Here is a 12,680-nt window from a genome sequence, read left to right on the forward strand (position 1 = left end):
GAGAAGGAGGACCGCGCGATGAACCATCCCCTGCGTCTCGCCGTGCTCGGCGCGGGCGGCCGCGGCGCCGACACCTACGGCCGCTGGGTGCGGGCGCACCCGGACCGGGCCCGCGTCGTGGGGGTCGCCGACCCGGTGCCCGCCCGGCTGGACGCCCTCGCCGGGACGACGGCGGCGCGCTATCCCGACTGGCGCGACCTCGTCGCCGACCTCGGCCGGCTGCGCCCCGACGCCGTCGTCATCGCCCTCCCGGACGCGCTCCACGTGGACGCCGCCGCGGCGGTCGCGGCGTCGGCCCCCGGGCTGCCGATGCTGCTGGAGAAGCCCGCCGCCCCGACCCTGACGGCCCTGGCCGACCTGGCCCGCGTGGTGGACCGGACGGGCGCCCGCATCGCCGTCGGGCACGTGCTGCGGTTCGCGCCGTTCTGGCAGGGGGTGCGCGCCCTCGTCGCCTCGGGCACGCTGGGCGACCTCGCGACGATCGAGGTGCGCGAGAACATCGGGTTCTGGCACTTCGCGCACTCGTTCGTGCGGGGCAACTGGCGCAACGCCGCCGAGTCCAGCCCGATGGTGCTCGCGAAGACGTGCCACGACCTCGACCTGATCCGCTGGATCGCCGGCGCGGCGCCCCAGGAGGTCTCCAGCCAGGGGTCGCTGCTGCACTTCCGGCCGGAGAACGCGCCCGACGGCGCCCCGGACCACTGCACCGACGGCTGCCCCGCCGCGGCGAGCTGCCCGTTCTACGCGCCGCGCTACTACCTGGACGCCCTGCGCGACGTCACGGGCCACCCCGTGACCATGCTCGGCGCCGACCTCTCCCCCGCCGGCCGGCTCGCGGCCCTGCGGCGCGGCCCGTACGGGCGCTGCGTCTACCACTGCGACAACGACGTCGCGGACCACCAGCAGACGCTCCTGCGCTTCGCCTCCGGCCTGACGGCGACGCTGACGGCCAGCGCGTTCACCGCGGAGAACACCCGGCACCTCACGATCACCGGCACTCGCGGGCAGCTGCACGGGCACATGGACTCGGGCGAGATCCGGGTGGACCTGTTCTCGCCGTCGGCGGGGCTGAGCGGGGGGCCCGACGGCGTGCTGGGCGGCGTGCCCGGCGTCTCGGTCGCGGCGGCGGGCACCGCCGGGCCCATGGGGCACCCGACCTGGATGCTGGTCGCCCGCGCGGACACCGTCGCCGCCGACCACCGGGGGCACGCGGGCGGCGACGACGGCCTGATGGACGCGTTCTGCCGGGCCGTGGCCGACGGCACCGTGGGGACCGGCGAGCTGTCGTTCGCGACCGCGCTGGACAGCCACCTCATGGCGTTCGCGGCCGAGGAGTCGCGCGAGGGCGGGGGCGTGGTGGACTTCGAGGTATGGACGAGGACGGCGCTGGGGCTCGGAACGGTGGGGCTCGGAGCGGTGAGGCTGGGATCAACGGAGGCGGGGTGACACCCGGGGCTCCCGCCTGGGCCGACGCCGTCCGCGGCGTCGCGCGCCGGACGGGCCTGGACCCCGCACTGGTCACCGTCGAGGAACTGGACCGCCCGGCGAGCGCGGCCGACTACCGTGCCGACGGCGGCCGGCTGACGCTCCGCGGGTCCGACCCGGTGGCGGCGTCGGTCGCGCTGGGCCGGTACGTGCGCACGCACCTGGGGACGCGCCTGACGTGGCAGGGGCAGCGGGTGAGTGCTGCTCCCCTGCCCGACGCCCAGCGCACCGCCGTCTCGTCGCCGCACGACGTGCGGTACTACCTGAACGTCGTGACCTTCGGGTACTCGACGCCGTTCTGGGGCTGGGACCGCTGGGAGCGCGAGGTCGACTGGATGGCGCTGCACGGCGTGACGCACCCCCTGATGCTCCTGGCGCACGAGGCGGTGCTGGCCGAGACCTTCCGCCGGTCCGGCCTGCCCGACGCCGACGCCGCCGCCTGGATCGGCGGCGCGGCGCACTTCCCGTGGACGTTCATGGGCGGCATGCACTCGTTCGGCGGCCCGCTGCCCGCCCGGTGGGCCGAGCGGCGCGTGGACCTGGCGCGGCGCGTCCTGGCGCGGATGCGCGAGCTCGGCATGACGCCGGTGCTCCCCGGGTTCGGCGGGCACGTACCACCGGCGCTGGCCGGGCCCGGGCCGGTCGACGAGATCGAGTGGCAGGGCTGGCACATCCCCCTGTTGCACCCGGAGTCGCCCCGCTTCCGGGAGCTGGCCGCGACGTTCGGGCGCGTCCAGCGCGAGCTGCTCGGCCCCGGGACGGGGTACTACGCGGTGGACCCGTACATCGAGTCGGTGCCGCCGTCGGGCGAGGTGGAGCACCTGCGCGGCGCAGGCCGCGGCATGTACCGGGCCCTCGCGGAGGCGGCCCGGTCCGCGGGCGAGCCCGATCCCGTCTGGGTGCTGCAGGGCTGGCCGTTCCACTACAAGGGCACCTTCTGGACGCCGGACCGCGTGGCGGCGTACCTGCGCGACGTACCCGCCGACCGGACGCTCGTCCTCGACCTCTGGGGCGAGCACGTGCCGCTGCACGCGGCCCTGCTCGCCGACGGCGGCCCGCTCGCCGGCCGCCCCTGGGTCTGGTGCGCGCTGCACAACTTCGGCGGCCGGCCCGCCCTGTTCGGCGACCTCGCCGGCTTGGTCCGGGACATGCGCACCCTGCCCGACGGCGTCCCCCACCTCCGCGGCGTCGGCCTCGCCCCGGAGGCGATCGAGAACAACGAGGTCTTCTACGAGCTGGCGACCGACCTCGCCTGGGACGACGCCCCGCACTCCCCCGCCGAACTCGACGCGTGGCTGGAGAGCTTCGTGCTGACCCGCTACGGCTTCGCAGCGCCGCCCCCTCCGCCAGGGTCGATCTCTGGTTCCGAGTCGGTCTCTGGTTCCGAGTCGGTCTCTGGTTCCGAGTCGGTCTCTGGTTCCGAGTCAGGCCCCCGGTCCGCTCTGACCTCCGAGGCCGAGTCAGCGCCCTGGTCCAGCCCGACCTCGCCGTCCGGGCCGGCCTCGCCGTCCAGCCCGACTTCGCCGTCCAGCTCGACCTCGCCGTCCGGGCTGGCCGATGTCCCCAGACCGACTGCTCTCTCCCGGCCGACCGGGCTTTCGAGGCCTGTTGCTGACCCGGTGCAGGAACCGATACAGGCAGCGCTACGCGCTTGGCACACTATTATCTCGACGCTCTACGGACCCGGGCGCACCCGATCCGTCCCGACGCCGGTCATCGCCCGACCCTGGAGCGCCGGACTCCCGTTCCCCGCCCAGCGCAGCGCCGGAGAGGCGATCAGCGGCCCGCAACCGCCGACGCCGTCGTCCAACGTGGACGCCGAGAACGACCCCGGGGTCGCGACCGCCCTCCCCCGTCTGGCCGAGGCGGTCCGGGATCTTGTCGCGGTCCGGGACGCTCTCCCGGGTGGTGGTGGTCTGCCGGGTGGTGACGCGCTGCCGGCTGGTACGAGCACCGCGCACCCGAGCGCCACGAGTCTGACCCCCGGCGACACGCCCTCCGCCCGCGACCTCCTGGACGCGGACATCGCCGACCTCACCGGGCACATCCTGGCCCAGGGCACACGGGTGCATGTCCGCGGCATCCTTGCGGCGGCCCGCGCCGGTGATCCTGACAGCGTCCGCGAGCACATGGCGCGGCTGCGCGCCGACCTGCTGCAACTGGACGACCTCGCCGACGCCCGCCCCGAGACCCGGGTGAGCACCTGGATCGACGCCGCCCGTGCCTGGGGCGACACCCCCGCCGAGCGCGACACCATGGAACGCGAGGCGCGCAGCCTGGTCAGTGTCTGGGGCGGCCAGCACAACGGCCTGCACGACTACTCCGGCCGGCACTGGCAGGGCCTCGTCCGCGACCTCTACCTGGCGCGCTGGCAGGCCTGGGCCGACTGGCTCGCCGACGCCGCCGAGGCCGGGCCGGTCTCAGAGGACGCCGACCCGGCGGCCCTGCGCGAGCGCATCGTCGCCGTCGAGGAAGCCTGGCAGTCAACGACGTCCGGCTGAGCGCCGCCCGCCCGACCCGGGTTCCGAACGGTCGGCAGAACGTCAGGTGGTCGGCACCCCGGAATGCCGACCACCTGACGTACTGCCGGCCATCTGATGTCCTACTGATCATGCGACGTTCTGCCGACCACACGACTGGCCGATCACACCGCCGCAAGCATCCAGCCGGCGGCACGGCACGGCACGGCACCGAGCCACCCCACGCGCCACAGCATCCGGCTGAGCGCCAGCGCCCCGACCCGGGTTCCGAACGGTCGGCAGAATGTCAGATGGTCGGCACCCCGGAATGCCGACCACCTGACGTACTACCGACCATGCGACGTCCTACCGATCACACAGCCGGTCGGGCCAGCGGCGCCGGCCTCAGCGCCTCAGCCCCAGCAGTGCCTCAGAACCCCTCGGCACCAACCACCGCGCCGTCCGGCACCGTGCCGCCCTCGCCCGCCAGCGATGCCTTGCCCTCGGCCCGCACGTCCGACCCGAAGGTCCAGTCGCCGCGCACGGTCATGGAGTCGGCGTCGCGCAGGGACGGCGCGCCCGCGGCGAACCGCCGCGTGAAGCCGTCGATGAGCTTGTAGTGGGCCTTGTCGAGGTCGACGAGCGGCGCGGGCGCCTGGGCCTCCAGCAGGTAGTCCTCCGTGAGCGTGTAGACGTCGGAGCGCAGCACGAGCAGGTCGTTCGTGGTCTTGACCGGCAGGAACCGCGACCGCTCCACCTCGATGGCCGTCGCGCCCTCGAAGACGGCCACGGCGGCGCCCATCGCGGACTCGATCTGCACGACCTCGGGCGACGATGCGTCGGACGGGTCGACCGTCTTGTCGTTACGGATCAGCGGCAGCTCCAGCACGCCCCCGGTCCGCTCCAGCTCGTCCGCGAGCGCCTGGAGGTCGAACCAGAGGTTGTTAGTGTGGAAGAACGGGTGGCGGGTCGCGTCGAGGGAGGCGGCGACGTCGTCGGGGTGGGTCTGCGCGGTCTCGCGCTGCACGATGCGGCCGTCGGCCTTGCGGACGACGAGCTGGCCGCCCTTGACGTCGGCGGGCGTCTTGCGGCAGAGCTCGGCGGCGTAGGGGGCTCCGGAGGCGGCGAACCAGCCGGCGATGGTGGCGTCGGGGGTGGCTCCGAGGTTGTCGGAGTTGGAGACGCACATATACCGGAAGCCGGCCTCCAGCAGGGCGACGACGACGCCGGAGGCGTGCAGGGCCGGGTAGAGGTCGCCGTGGCCGGGCGGGCACCACTCGAGGTCGGGGTCCTTCTCCCAGGTGACGGGTGTGAGGTCCGAGGCGAGGAGCTTGGGCTCGCGGTTCTGCAGGAAGTCGACGGGCAGGCCGTCGACGGCGATGTCGGTGTGGCGCTCCAGGGCGGCCAGCGTGTCCTCGCGGGTGCGGAAGGAGTTCATGAACAGCAGCGGGAGGCGGGCTCCGGTGGCCTGCCGGGCGGCGCGGACCTGGCCGACGATGATGTCGAGGAAGGTGAGCAGCTCGCCGGCGCCGTCGGGGGCCTCGCGGACGGGGAGCAGCGACTTGGCCTGGTCCATGCCCATGGAGGTGCCGAGCCCGCCGTTGAGCTTGAGCATCGCGGTCTGTGCCAGCGCCGCGGCCGCGTCGTCGTCGCTGATGGTCAGCTCGGCGCGGTTGGGGATGTCGACGAGGGGGTCGATGTCGGTCTCGCGGATCAGGCCGGTCTCGCCGGACTCCAGCAGGTGGTAGAACCGCGTGAACGTCTCGATCGCGGCGGGTGCGACGCCTGCCTGGGTCATCTTGGTGCGGGCCTGCTCGAGCCCGGTGGGGTCGGTCATGACCCCAGGCTATTCGAAGCGGGCGGGGTCTCCGGCGCCTTCGCGGACCACCTGTGGATAACCGTCGGACCAGTCGACGACGGTCGTAGGCTCGGTACCGGCGTCGCCGCCGTCGACCACGGCGTCGAGCACGTGGTCGAGCTCCTCCTTGATGGTCCAGCCGTCCGTCATGGGCTCGGCGTGGTCCGGGAGGATCAGGGTGGAGGACAGCAGGGGCTCGCCGAGCTCCCTCAGGAGCGCCTGGGTGACGGCGGAGTCGGGGATGCGCACGCCCACGGTCTTCTTCTTGGGGTGCGCGAGCCGGCGGGGCACCTCGGCGGTGGCGGGCAGGATGAAGGTGTAGGCCCCGGGCGTGGCGGCCTTGATGGCACGGAACGCGGAGTTGTCGAGCTTGACGAGCTGGCCGAGCTGCGCGAAGTCGGAGCACACCAGCGTGAAGTGGTGCTTGTCGTCGAGCCGCCGGATGCCGCGGATGCGGTCGGCGCCGTCGTGGTAGTCCATGCGGCAGCCGAGCGCGTAGGAGGAGTCCGTCGGGTAGGCGATGAGCGCGTCGTCGCGCAGCATCGCGACCACCTGCGCGACCGCGCGCGGCTGGGGGTCGACGGGGTGGACGTCGAAGTAGCGAGCCATGCGGCGAGCCTAGTCGGGCGTGGGTGCGTCGGCGCGCTCCAGGGCACGTCGCAGCTCGTCCGCGCTGGCGTTCCCGCCGGTGCAGACGACGCCGACGCGGCGGCCCGCGAACCGGGCGGGGTCGGCCAGGACGGCGGCGAGCGCGGCGGCCCCCGCGCCCTCGGCGACGGTGTGCGCTCCGGTGAGGTAGAGCCGCTGGGCGGCGGTGATCTGCTCGTCGGTGACGAGCACGAAGTCGGCGAGGTGCCGCCCCATCAGCGCCTGGGTCACCGCGAAGCCGCAGCCGACGGCGAGGCCCTCGGCGCGGGTGGTGTTGGGCCGGTCCAGGAGCGCCCCGGTGTGCCACGAGTCGTGCGCGGCGGGCGAGGCGGCGGACTGCACGCCGATCACCTCGGTGCCGGGCGCGACGGCGGCGGCGACCAGGCCCGCCGCGGCGCCGCCGGAACCCCCGCCGACGGGCACCACGAGCACGTCGAGGCCGGGGGCCTGCTGGAACAGCTCGAGGTAGAGGGTGCCGACGCCGGCGATGATGTCGGGTTCGTTGGCCGCGCCCACGAGGCGGGCGCCCGAGGCCTCGGCGAGGGCCGTGGCCTGCGCGCGGGCGTCGTCGAACGTGGCGCCGTGCAGCAGCACGTCGGCGCCCTGGTCGAGGACGGCGCGCAGCTTGACGGGGTTGGGGTCGTCGGGCATGACGATGGTGCACGCGGTGCCGGTCAGGCGGGCGGCGTAGGCGACCCCCTGGGCGTGGTTGCCGGTGGAGTAGGCGACGACGCCGCGGGCACGCTCGGCGTCGGACATCGAGAGCAGGAGGTTGCTGGCGCCGCGGGCCTTGAAGGCCCCCGTGCGCTGGGCGTTCTCGTGCTTGACGACGACGGCGGTGCCGGCGGCACGGTCGACGTCCGGGTACTGGCCGACGGGGGTGCGGACCACCGTGCCGTCCAGCCGCGACTGCGCGGCGAGCACGTCGGCGATCGTGACCTCGGGTCGGGTCTCGACGGGGGCAGGCGCGACGATCATGAACCCAGCGTGACCCGTCCATGACCCATAGGTCCAATACCTGTTACGTGGACTTTCCATCGATGGCGCCTATCTTTCTGCGCTAACCTGGAGGCATGACCGCAGAGCTCGACCTCACCCGGCTGCGGGTGCTCGCGGCGGTGGCCCGTACGGGCTCCGTCACGGCCGCGGCGAAGGAGCTGCACTACGCCCAGCCCTCGGTGAGCCACCACCTGTCCCGCCTCGAGGCCGACGCCGGCATCCCGCTGCTGCAGCGGCACGGCCGCGGCGTCCGCCTCACGGAGGCCGGCCGCCTGCTCGCCAACCGCGCCGAGGAGATCCTGGGCCGCGTCGAGGGCGCGCGCCGCGAGCTCGACGCCCTGGCCGGCCTGCGCGCGGGCCGCGCCCGCCTGGCCGCCTTCCCCTCCGCGCTCGCCACCCTCGTGCCCGACGCCGTCGCCGGGCTCGTCCAGGAGCACCCCGGCCTGTCCGTGGGCCTGGTCGAGCACGAGCCGCCGGACGCCGTCGCGGCGCTCCAGTCGGGCGCCGTCGACGTAGCGCTGGTGTTCGAGCACATCGACGTGCGGCACGCCCGGTCCATGGACGACCTGTCGCGGTTCGAGTCGACCACCATCCTGGAGGAGCCGGTCAACCTCGTCACCGCCGCGGACCTCGACGCAGCGCCCGGGCCCGGCGTCACCCCCGACCTGAAGGCCCTGGACGACGCCGACTGGATCGCCGGCTGCGAGCGCTGCCGCGCCGACATGGTGGCCCGCTGCGCCGCCGTCGGCTTCGCCCCGCGCATCGCCTTCGAGACCGACGACTACGTGGCCGTGCAGGCCCTGGTCGCCGCCGGCGCGGGCGTGAGCCTCCTGCCGGGGCTGACCCTGCTGGCCCACCGGCACCCGGGGATCGCGACCGCTCCCCTGCCCGGCGCGCTGCGGCGCGTCATGGCGCTGACCGTCGGGCCGCCCGCGCCGCCCGCGGAGGCGTTGATTCGGCAGCTCGTGGCCGCAGGCGCTAACGTCCGGATGTGACCCCGGCCACCTGGCCGGCTCCCTCCGTCGCACGGCACCGCGGCCCGCGACCCACCAGCCCGCGACCTTCCTGAGGACAGACCGGCCCGATGCTCCTGGTGTCCACGTTCTTCTACTCCGCCGGCGCCGCCGTCGCGGCGTTCATGGCGCTGGAGGCCTACCTCGCGGTGGCCGCCGCCGACCCGACCTACCCGAGCGTCGTGCTGGCCGCCGTCGCCGCCGTCGGGCAGGTGGCCGGCAAGCTGCTCTGGTACTGGGCGGGCGCCGGGACCACGCGCCTGCCGTGGCTGCGCCACAAGCTGGAGTCGCCCAAGGTCGCGGCCGCGATGGCCCGCTGGCGCGAACGCACCGACGGCCGCCCCGTCTACCTCGGCCTCGTGCTGCTCTGCTCGGCGTTCGCCGGGCTGCCGCCGTTCATGGTGATGTCCGTGGTCGCGGGCGTGCTGCGGGTGCGGATGTGGCTGTTCGTCGGCACCGGGCTGGTGGGCCGGTTCCTGAGGTTCTGGATCGTGCTCGAGGCCGCCGACTACGCGTGGTTCCTGTTCTGAGCCCCGTCGTGTGACGCCTCCGGCGGGCCAGGCCCTCAGAGGTCCGTCGCGCCGTCCAGGGCCTCGCGCAGCAGGTCGGCGTGCCCCGCGTGCCTGCTGTACTCCTCGACCATGTGCACCAGGATCCAGCGCAGCGTGACCGCGCCGCCGTGCCCCGCGTGAGCCGGGCGCCGCGCGACCTCCTGGTCCAGACCACCCGCGACCACCTCGTCGAGGATGCGCTCGGAGGCGGCCACGGCGTCGTCGAACAGAGCCGTGAGCTGCTCCGGGGTGTCGCTCAGGGCGCTGTTCCAGTCCCAGTCCCGGTCCGCCGACCAGTCGACCGTGTCCCACGGCGGCGCCGGGTCGTTGCCGCGCAGCCGCACGGAGAACCAGACGTCCTCCACGTAGGCGAGGTGCTTGAGCATCCCGGCCAGCGTCATGGTCGACGGCGGGTGCGGCGTGCGGAGCTGCTCGGCCGTCAGCCCCGCGCACTGCCGCCGGATCGTCGCGCGGTAGAAGTCGACGAAGGACCGCAGCATCGTGGCCTCGTCGGCGGCCGGGGGCGGGTCGGTCCGGGGGACGTCGTCGGGCCGGACGCCGATCGTGGGGCCAGGGCCGGTCGTGCGCTCGGAGCTCATGGTGCGACCGTAGCGATCGCGAGGACGTGCTGGCTCATGTCGGGCACGCCCGGCGTCGTCGACAGGGCGCGCGCGAGCGTGAGCGCGGCGTCGACCAGCGCCGGCGCCTCGGGCGCGGCGAGCGCGACGCGCTCCAGCGCACCGCCGGCCGGTCCCTCCACCCCGTGCACGACGACGTCGGACAGCCCCGCCTCGGCCGCCTCGCCCGCGAGCTCGGCGGCGTCGTGGAAGTGGGCCGCGGGGAAGGCGATGTCCGACGGCGCCTCGCCCCGCTCCAGGATGGCCTGCCAGGCGGGCGGCCTGAAGCCTTCGTACCCGCCGCCCACCAGCGCCGCGAGGCGCGTGATCCCGGCGGCGACGACGGTGCCGCCCGGCCGGGTCACACGGACGGCCTCGCGCAGCGCCCGCAGCCGGTCGGCGCGGGCCGCGAGGTGGTAGAGCGGGCCGAGGAGCAGCACGGCGTCGAAGGCGTCGTCCGCCAGGTCCAGGCCGGGCGCGGCGAGGTCCCGGGCGTCGCCGACGCGCGCGACGAACGTGCCGTGCTCGGCCGCACGCGCGACCTGCGCGGCGACGGGGTCCACGAGGACGACGTCGTAGCCGTCCGCCGCCAGCGGTGCGGCGTGCACCCCGGTGGCGCCGCCGACGTCGAGCACCCGCGCGCCGGGCGCGAGCCGCTCCCGGACCAGCTCCTGGGTCCGGAGGTGCTCCAGCGGGCCCTGCGCCGAGCGGGCGGTGAGCCGTGCGTGCTCGTCCCAGCCGGTCAGGCCCGCGTAGTACTCCTGGACCCGCGCGTCGACCGCGAGCTGGTCGTGTCCCCCCGCGCCCGTGCTCCCCAAGCTCTCTGTGCTCTCCATGGCGCGACGCTAGCGACCACGCCTGCCCGGGGGCCAAGTGTTTCCGGGAGGAAAAACTTGGACGTTTCACCCGAGCCGAATCGTTACGTATCCGGTACGCCCCTTTTGCTCGGAGTGTGAGCATGGCAACATTCGCAAGGTGCACCTGATCCGAGAATTCGCACCTGACGCCTACGAGTTCGCCCTGTCGTCCTGGTCGTGGATAGGAACGGGTGGCAAGACGCCGCGCTTCGCCTCCTGTTTCGGCGACATGTTTCTCGAGGCGCAGGACGGGTGGTGGTTCCTGGACACGGTCGAGGGAACGCTCGAACGCCGGTGGAGCACGATGGACGACATGTTCGCCGACCTCGAGGGCGAGGACGGACGCGCCGAGTACCTCCTCGAGGAGACGCTCAACGCGGCGCTCGACCAGGGCCTGCGGCTCGGCGACGACGAGGTCTTCGCGTTCCTCCCGCCGCCCGCGGTGACGGGCACCATGTCGGTCAACTCCCTCGCGCCGCTCCGCTTCGCGATCGCCGCGAACCTCGCCGGCCGCATCCACGGGGAGCTGAACGGCGTGCAGCCCGACGCCGGTGCGTCCGCCCTGTTCGCGGCGCACGCGTTCGCTTCCCAGGGCACTCAGGCACAGAGCGCTCCGGCGCAGAACGTCCCGGCGCTGAACGTCTCGGGACCTGGCCTCGCCGGGACGACGCCGTCGTTCGACTCGCCGAACCCGCCCGCCGACCTGTGGCAGCCCGCCGCCCAGCAGGTGAACACGGGCGCCTACCCGTCGTACCAGCCGGCCGCCGACGCCGGGCAGCAGCCCGCGTACCAGGCCGGATACCAGCCCGAGTACGCCGCCGGGTCGGAGCTCGACTACGGGTCGGGCCAGCAGGGCTACGGCGCGTACGCGCCCACGCCCGCCGCGGGCGTCCAGCAGGCCGCCTACGGCGCGCTGGCCGGCTCGGGTGCGCACGCCGCCATCCCGCCGGCGCCGGCACCGGCCGCCGCACCGGGCGGGTACGGCCCGCAGGGCGGTCACAACGGGTACGACTTCGAGGACAACGCCCACACCCTCGACTCCAGCCAGTTCAGCCAGTACATCGCGGACCAGTACAACACCGGCCAGATGAGCGCCGTCGAGCACGACGCGTCCGCCCCGGCGCAGCAGAGGCCGCGACAGGACGGACGCTGGTCGTACGCCTGATCCAGGCTTTCGCTACCCGTCCTGGGTGAGCGGGGCCGGGCTGTGTTCGTCGACGGCGCCTTCGTCGACGCCCTGCTCGTCCATGCCGTGCTCGTCAATCTCGTGCTCGTCGATCCCGGCGACCGCGGCCAGGATGAGCACCGAGCCCACGATGCCGAGCGGCCCGAGCCGCTCCCCCAGCACGATCGCCGCCGCGACCGCCGCCGTCACCGGTTCCAGCAGGGTCGCGACCACGGCCGCGCCGCTGCGGGTCGTCCGTAGCCCGGCGTAGAACAGCCCGTACGCGAGGGCCATCGTGAACACCCCCAGGTAGGCGAGGGTGCCGAGCGCGGCCGGGTCGCTCGTGACGAAGGGACCGCCGCCGGCCAGGGCCACCGGGACGAGCCCGACGGCGCCCGCCGTCGTCGCCACCGCGGTCAGTGCGAGCGGGTCGACGACGGGCGAGGCCAGCAGGGTGCCGCCGAGTGCCGTCGTCGCGGCGTAGACCGAGCCCGACGCGATCGCGAGCAGCAGGCCGAGCACCGGACGCGGGCCGACGGCGTCAGCCCCGGACGCCGCGCTGACCAGCACGAGCCCGGACAGCGCGGCGGAGACGACCAGCCCGAGGCGCAGGGTGCTGCGAGGGCGGACCGCCGTCCGGCGTCGGGCCCGGACCAGGTCGACCGCCGCGAGGAGGACCGGCGCCAGCCCCAGGCTGACGACCGTGGCGACGGTGACCCCCGCGGTCGCGACGGACCCGAAATAGAGCGCCTGGTAGGCGCCGGTTCCCAGCCCGACGACGACGGCGCGCACCGGGTGGGCGCGCACCAGGGCAGCGAGCTGCGGCCCCCGGCGCAGCACGAACGAGGCCGCGACCAGCACGAGGGCGGCGATGAGCATGCGGTAGGCGCTGACCGTGAGGACGGACATCGACGAGTGGTCGCGCAGGATCTCCAGCGCGAGGCCGCCGGTGCCCCACAGGACGCCGGCGAGGCAGACGAGCAGCAGCCCGATCCGAGGTGATGACATGTTGTGCTCCCGGCCGGGCA

At 74.3% G+C, this 12,680-nt stretch carries 11 protein-coding genes; 5 read left to right on the top strand and 6 right to left on the bottom strand.

The annotated features are described in order from the left end of the window. The first annotated feature begins 18 nt into the window (after positions 1-18). Together FHX71_RS10165 and FHX71_RS10170 are read left to right on the top strand one after the other, a co-directional pair. Positions 19-1,446: a Gfo/Idh/MocA family protein gene (locus FHX71_RS10165; RefSeq protein WP_182615897.1), complete on the top strand. Its 1,428-nt coding sequence runs from the start codon at positions 19-21 to the stop codon at positions 1,444-1,446. Beyond that, positions 1,443-3,986 (top strand): alpha-N-acetylglucosaminidase, encoded by a 2,544-nt coding sequence (locus tag FHX71_RS10170; protein ID WP_182615900.1) that lies wholly within the window; start codon positions 1,443-1,445, stop codon positions 3,984-3,986. Before FHX71_RS10165 ends, FHX71_RS10170 begins: the two co-directional genes overlap by 4 nt. 388 nt (positions 3,987-4,374) lie before the next feature. Here the strand turns inward: FHX71_RS10170 and FHX71_RS10175 are convergent, their stop codons facing one another. Genes FHX71_RS10175 through FHX71_RS10185 form a run of 3 tightly spaced genes read right to left on the bottom strand, consistent with a single transcriptional unit; the run spans position 4,375 to position 7,428 of the window. Next, entirely contained in the window at positions 4,375-5,781 is a 1,407-nt protein-coding gene (locus FHX71_RS10175; protein ID WP_182615902.1) for a UTP--glucose-1-phosphate uridylyltransferase, read from the bottom strand. 9 nt (positions 5,782-5,790) lie between these two features. Next, positions 5,791-6,411 carry an L-threonylcarbamoyladenylate synthase gene (locus tag FHX71_RS10180; RefSeq protein WP_182615904.1) on the bottom strand — a complete coding sequence of 207 codons (621 nt, stop codon included), beginning with the start codon at positions 6,409-6,411 and terminating at the stop codon, positions 5,791-5,793. 9 nt (positions 6,412-6,420) lie between these two features. Beyond that, entirely contained in the window at positions 6,421-7,428 is a 1,008-nt protein-coding gene (locus FHX71_RS10185; protein WP_182615906.1) for a threonine ammonia-lyase, read from the bottom strand. Between the two features lie 95 nt (positions 7,429-7,523). Between FHX71_RS10185 and FHX71_RS10190 the strand changes: the two genes are divergently transcribed. Both FHX71_RS10190 and FHX71_RS10195 read left to right on the top strand, forming a co-directional pair. After that, the gene (locus FHX71_RS10190; RefSeq protein WP_182615908.1) at positions 7,524-8,444 is read left to right on the top strand and encodes a LysR family transcriptional regulator; all 921 of its coding nucleotides are present in this window, start codon (positions 7,524-7,526) and stop codon (positions 8,442-8,444) included. A gap of 89 nt (positions 8,445-8,533) precedes the next feature. Then, on the top strand, positions 8,534-8,992 hold the full coding sequence (locus FHX71_RS10195) for a VTT domain-containing protein (RefSeq protein WP_182615910.1): 459 nt from the start codon (positions 8,534-8,536) through the stop codon (positions 8,990-8,992). A 35-nt stretch (positions 8,993-9,027) separates the two neighbouring features. On the opposite strand, the gene FHX71_RS10200 is transcribed toward FHX71_RS10195, so the two are convergent. Continuing rightward, a complete protein-coding gene (locus FHX71_RS10200) occupies positions 9,028-9,612 on the bottom strand; it encodes a DinB family protein (protein ID WP_220489612.1) in 585 nt (194 codons plus the stop codon). After that, entirely contained in the window at positions 9,609-10,466 is an 858-nt protein-coding gene (locus FHX71_RS10205) for a class I SAM-dependent methyltransferase (RefSeq protein ID WP_182615912.1), read from the bottom strand. Before FHX71_RS10205 ends, FHX71_RS10200 begins: the two co-directional genes overlap by 4 nt. Before the next feature lie 139 nt (positions 10,467-10,605). Between FHX71_RS10205 and FHX71_RS10210 the strand changes: the two genes are divergently transcribed. Next, the gene (locus FHX71_RS10210) at positions 10,606-11,652 is read left to right on the top strand and encodes a hypothetical protein (RefSeq protein WP_182615914.1); all 1,047 of its coding nucleotides are present in this window, start codon (positions 10,606-10,608) and stop codon (positions 11,650-11,652) included. Positions 11,653-11,664: 12 nt separating this feature from the next. Here the strand turns inward: FHX71_RS10210 and FHX71_RS10215 are convergent, their stop codons facing one another. After that, a complete protein-coding gene (locus FHX71_RS10215; RefSeq protein ID WP_246402473.1) occupies positions 11,665-12,660 on the bottom strand; it encodes a DMT family transporter in 996 nt (331 codons plus the stop codon). Between the last annotated feature and the right edge of the window lie 20 nt (positions 12,661-12,680).

Origin of the sequence: Promicromonospora sukumoe (genome assembly GCF_014137995.1) — a bacterium.
Classification (GTDB): domain Bacteria; phylum Actinomycetota; class Actinomycetes; order Actinomycetales; family Cellulomonadaceae; genus Promicromonospora; species Promicromonospora sukumoe.

Excerpts from the sequence above, each read along its gene's own strand:
- FHX71_RS10205 (WP_182615912.1), bottom strand. The coding sequence starts at position 10,466 with ATGGAGAGCACAGAGAGCTTGGGGAGCACGGGCGCGGGGGGACACGAC.
- FHX71_RS10165 (WP_182615897.1), top strand. The coding sequence starts at position 19 with ATGAACCATCCCCTGCGTCTCGCCGTGCTCGGCGCGGGCGGCCGCGGC.
- FHX71_RS10200 (WP_220489612.1), bottom strand. The coding sequence starts at position 9,612 with ATGAGCTCCGAGCGCACGACCGGCCCTGGCCCCACGATCGGCGTCCGG.
- FHX71_RS10195 (WP_182615910.1), top strand. The coding sequence starts at position 8,534 with ATGCTCCTGGTGTCCACGTTCTTCTACTCCGCCGGCGCCGCCGTCGCG.
- FHX71_RS10185 (WP_182615906.1), bottom strand. The coding sequence starts at position 7,428 with ATGATCGTCGCGCCTGCCCCCGTCGAGACCCGACCCGAGGTCACGATC.
- FHX71_RS10175 (WP_182615902.1), bottom strand. The coding sequence starts at position 5,781 with ATGACCGACCCCACCGGGCTCGAGCAGGCCCGCACCAAGATGACCCAG.
- FHX71_RS10215 (WP_246402473.1), bottom strand. The coding sequence starts at position 12,660 with ATGTCATCACCTCGGATCGGGCTGCTGCTCGTCTGCCTCGCCGGCGTC.
- FHX71_RS10180 (WP_182615904.1), bottom strand. The coding sequence starts at position 6,411 with ATGGCTCGCTACTTCGACGTCCACCCCGTCGACCCCCAGCCGCGCGCG.
- FHX71_RS10190 (WP_182615908.1), top strand. The coding sequence starts at position 7,524 with ATGACCGCAGAGCTCGACCTCACCCGGCTGCGGGTGCTCGCGGCGGTG.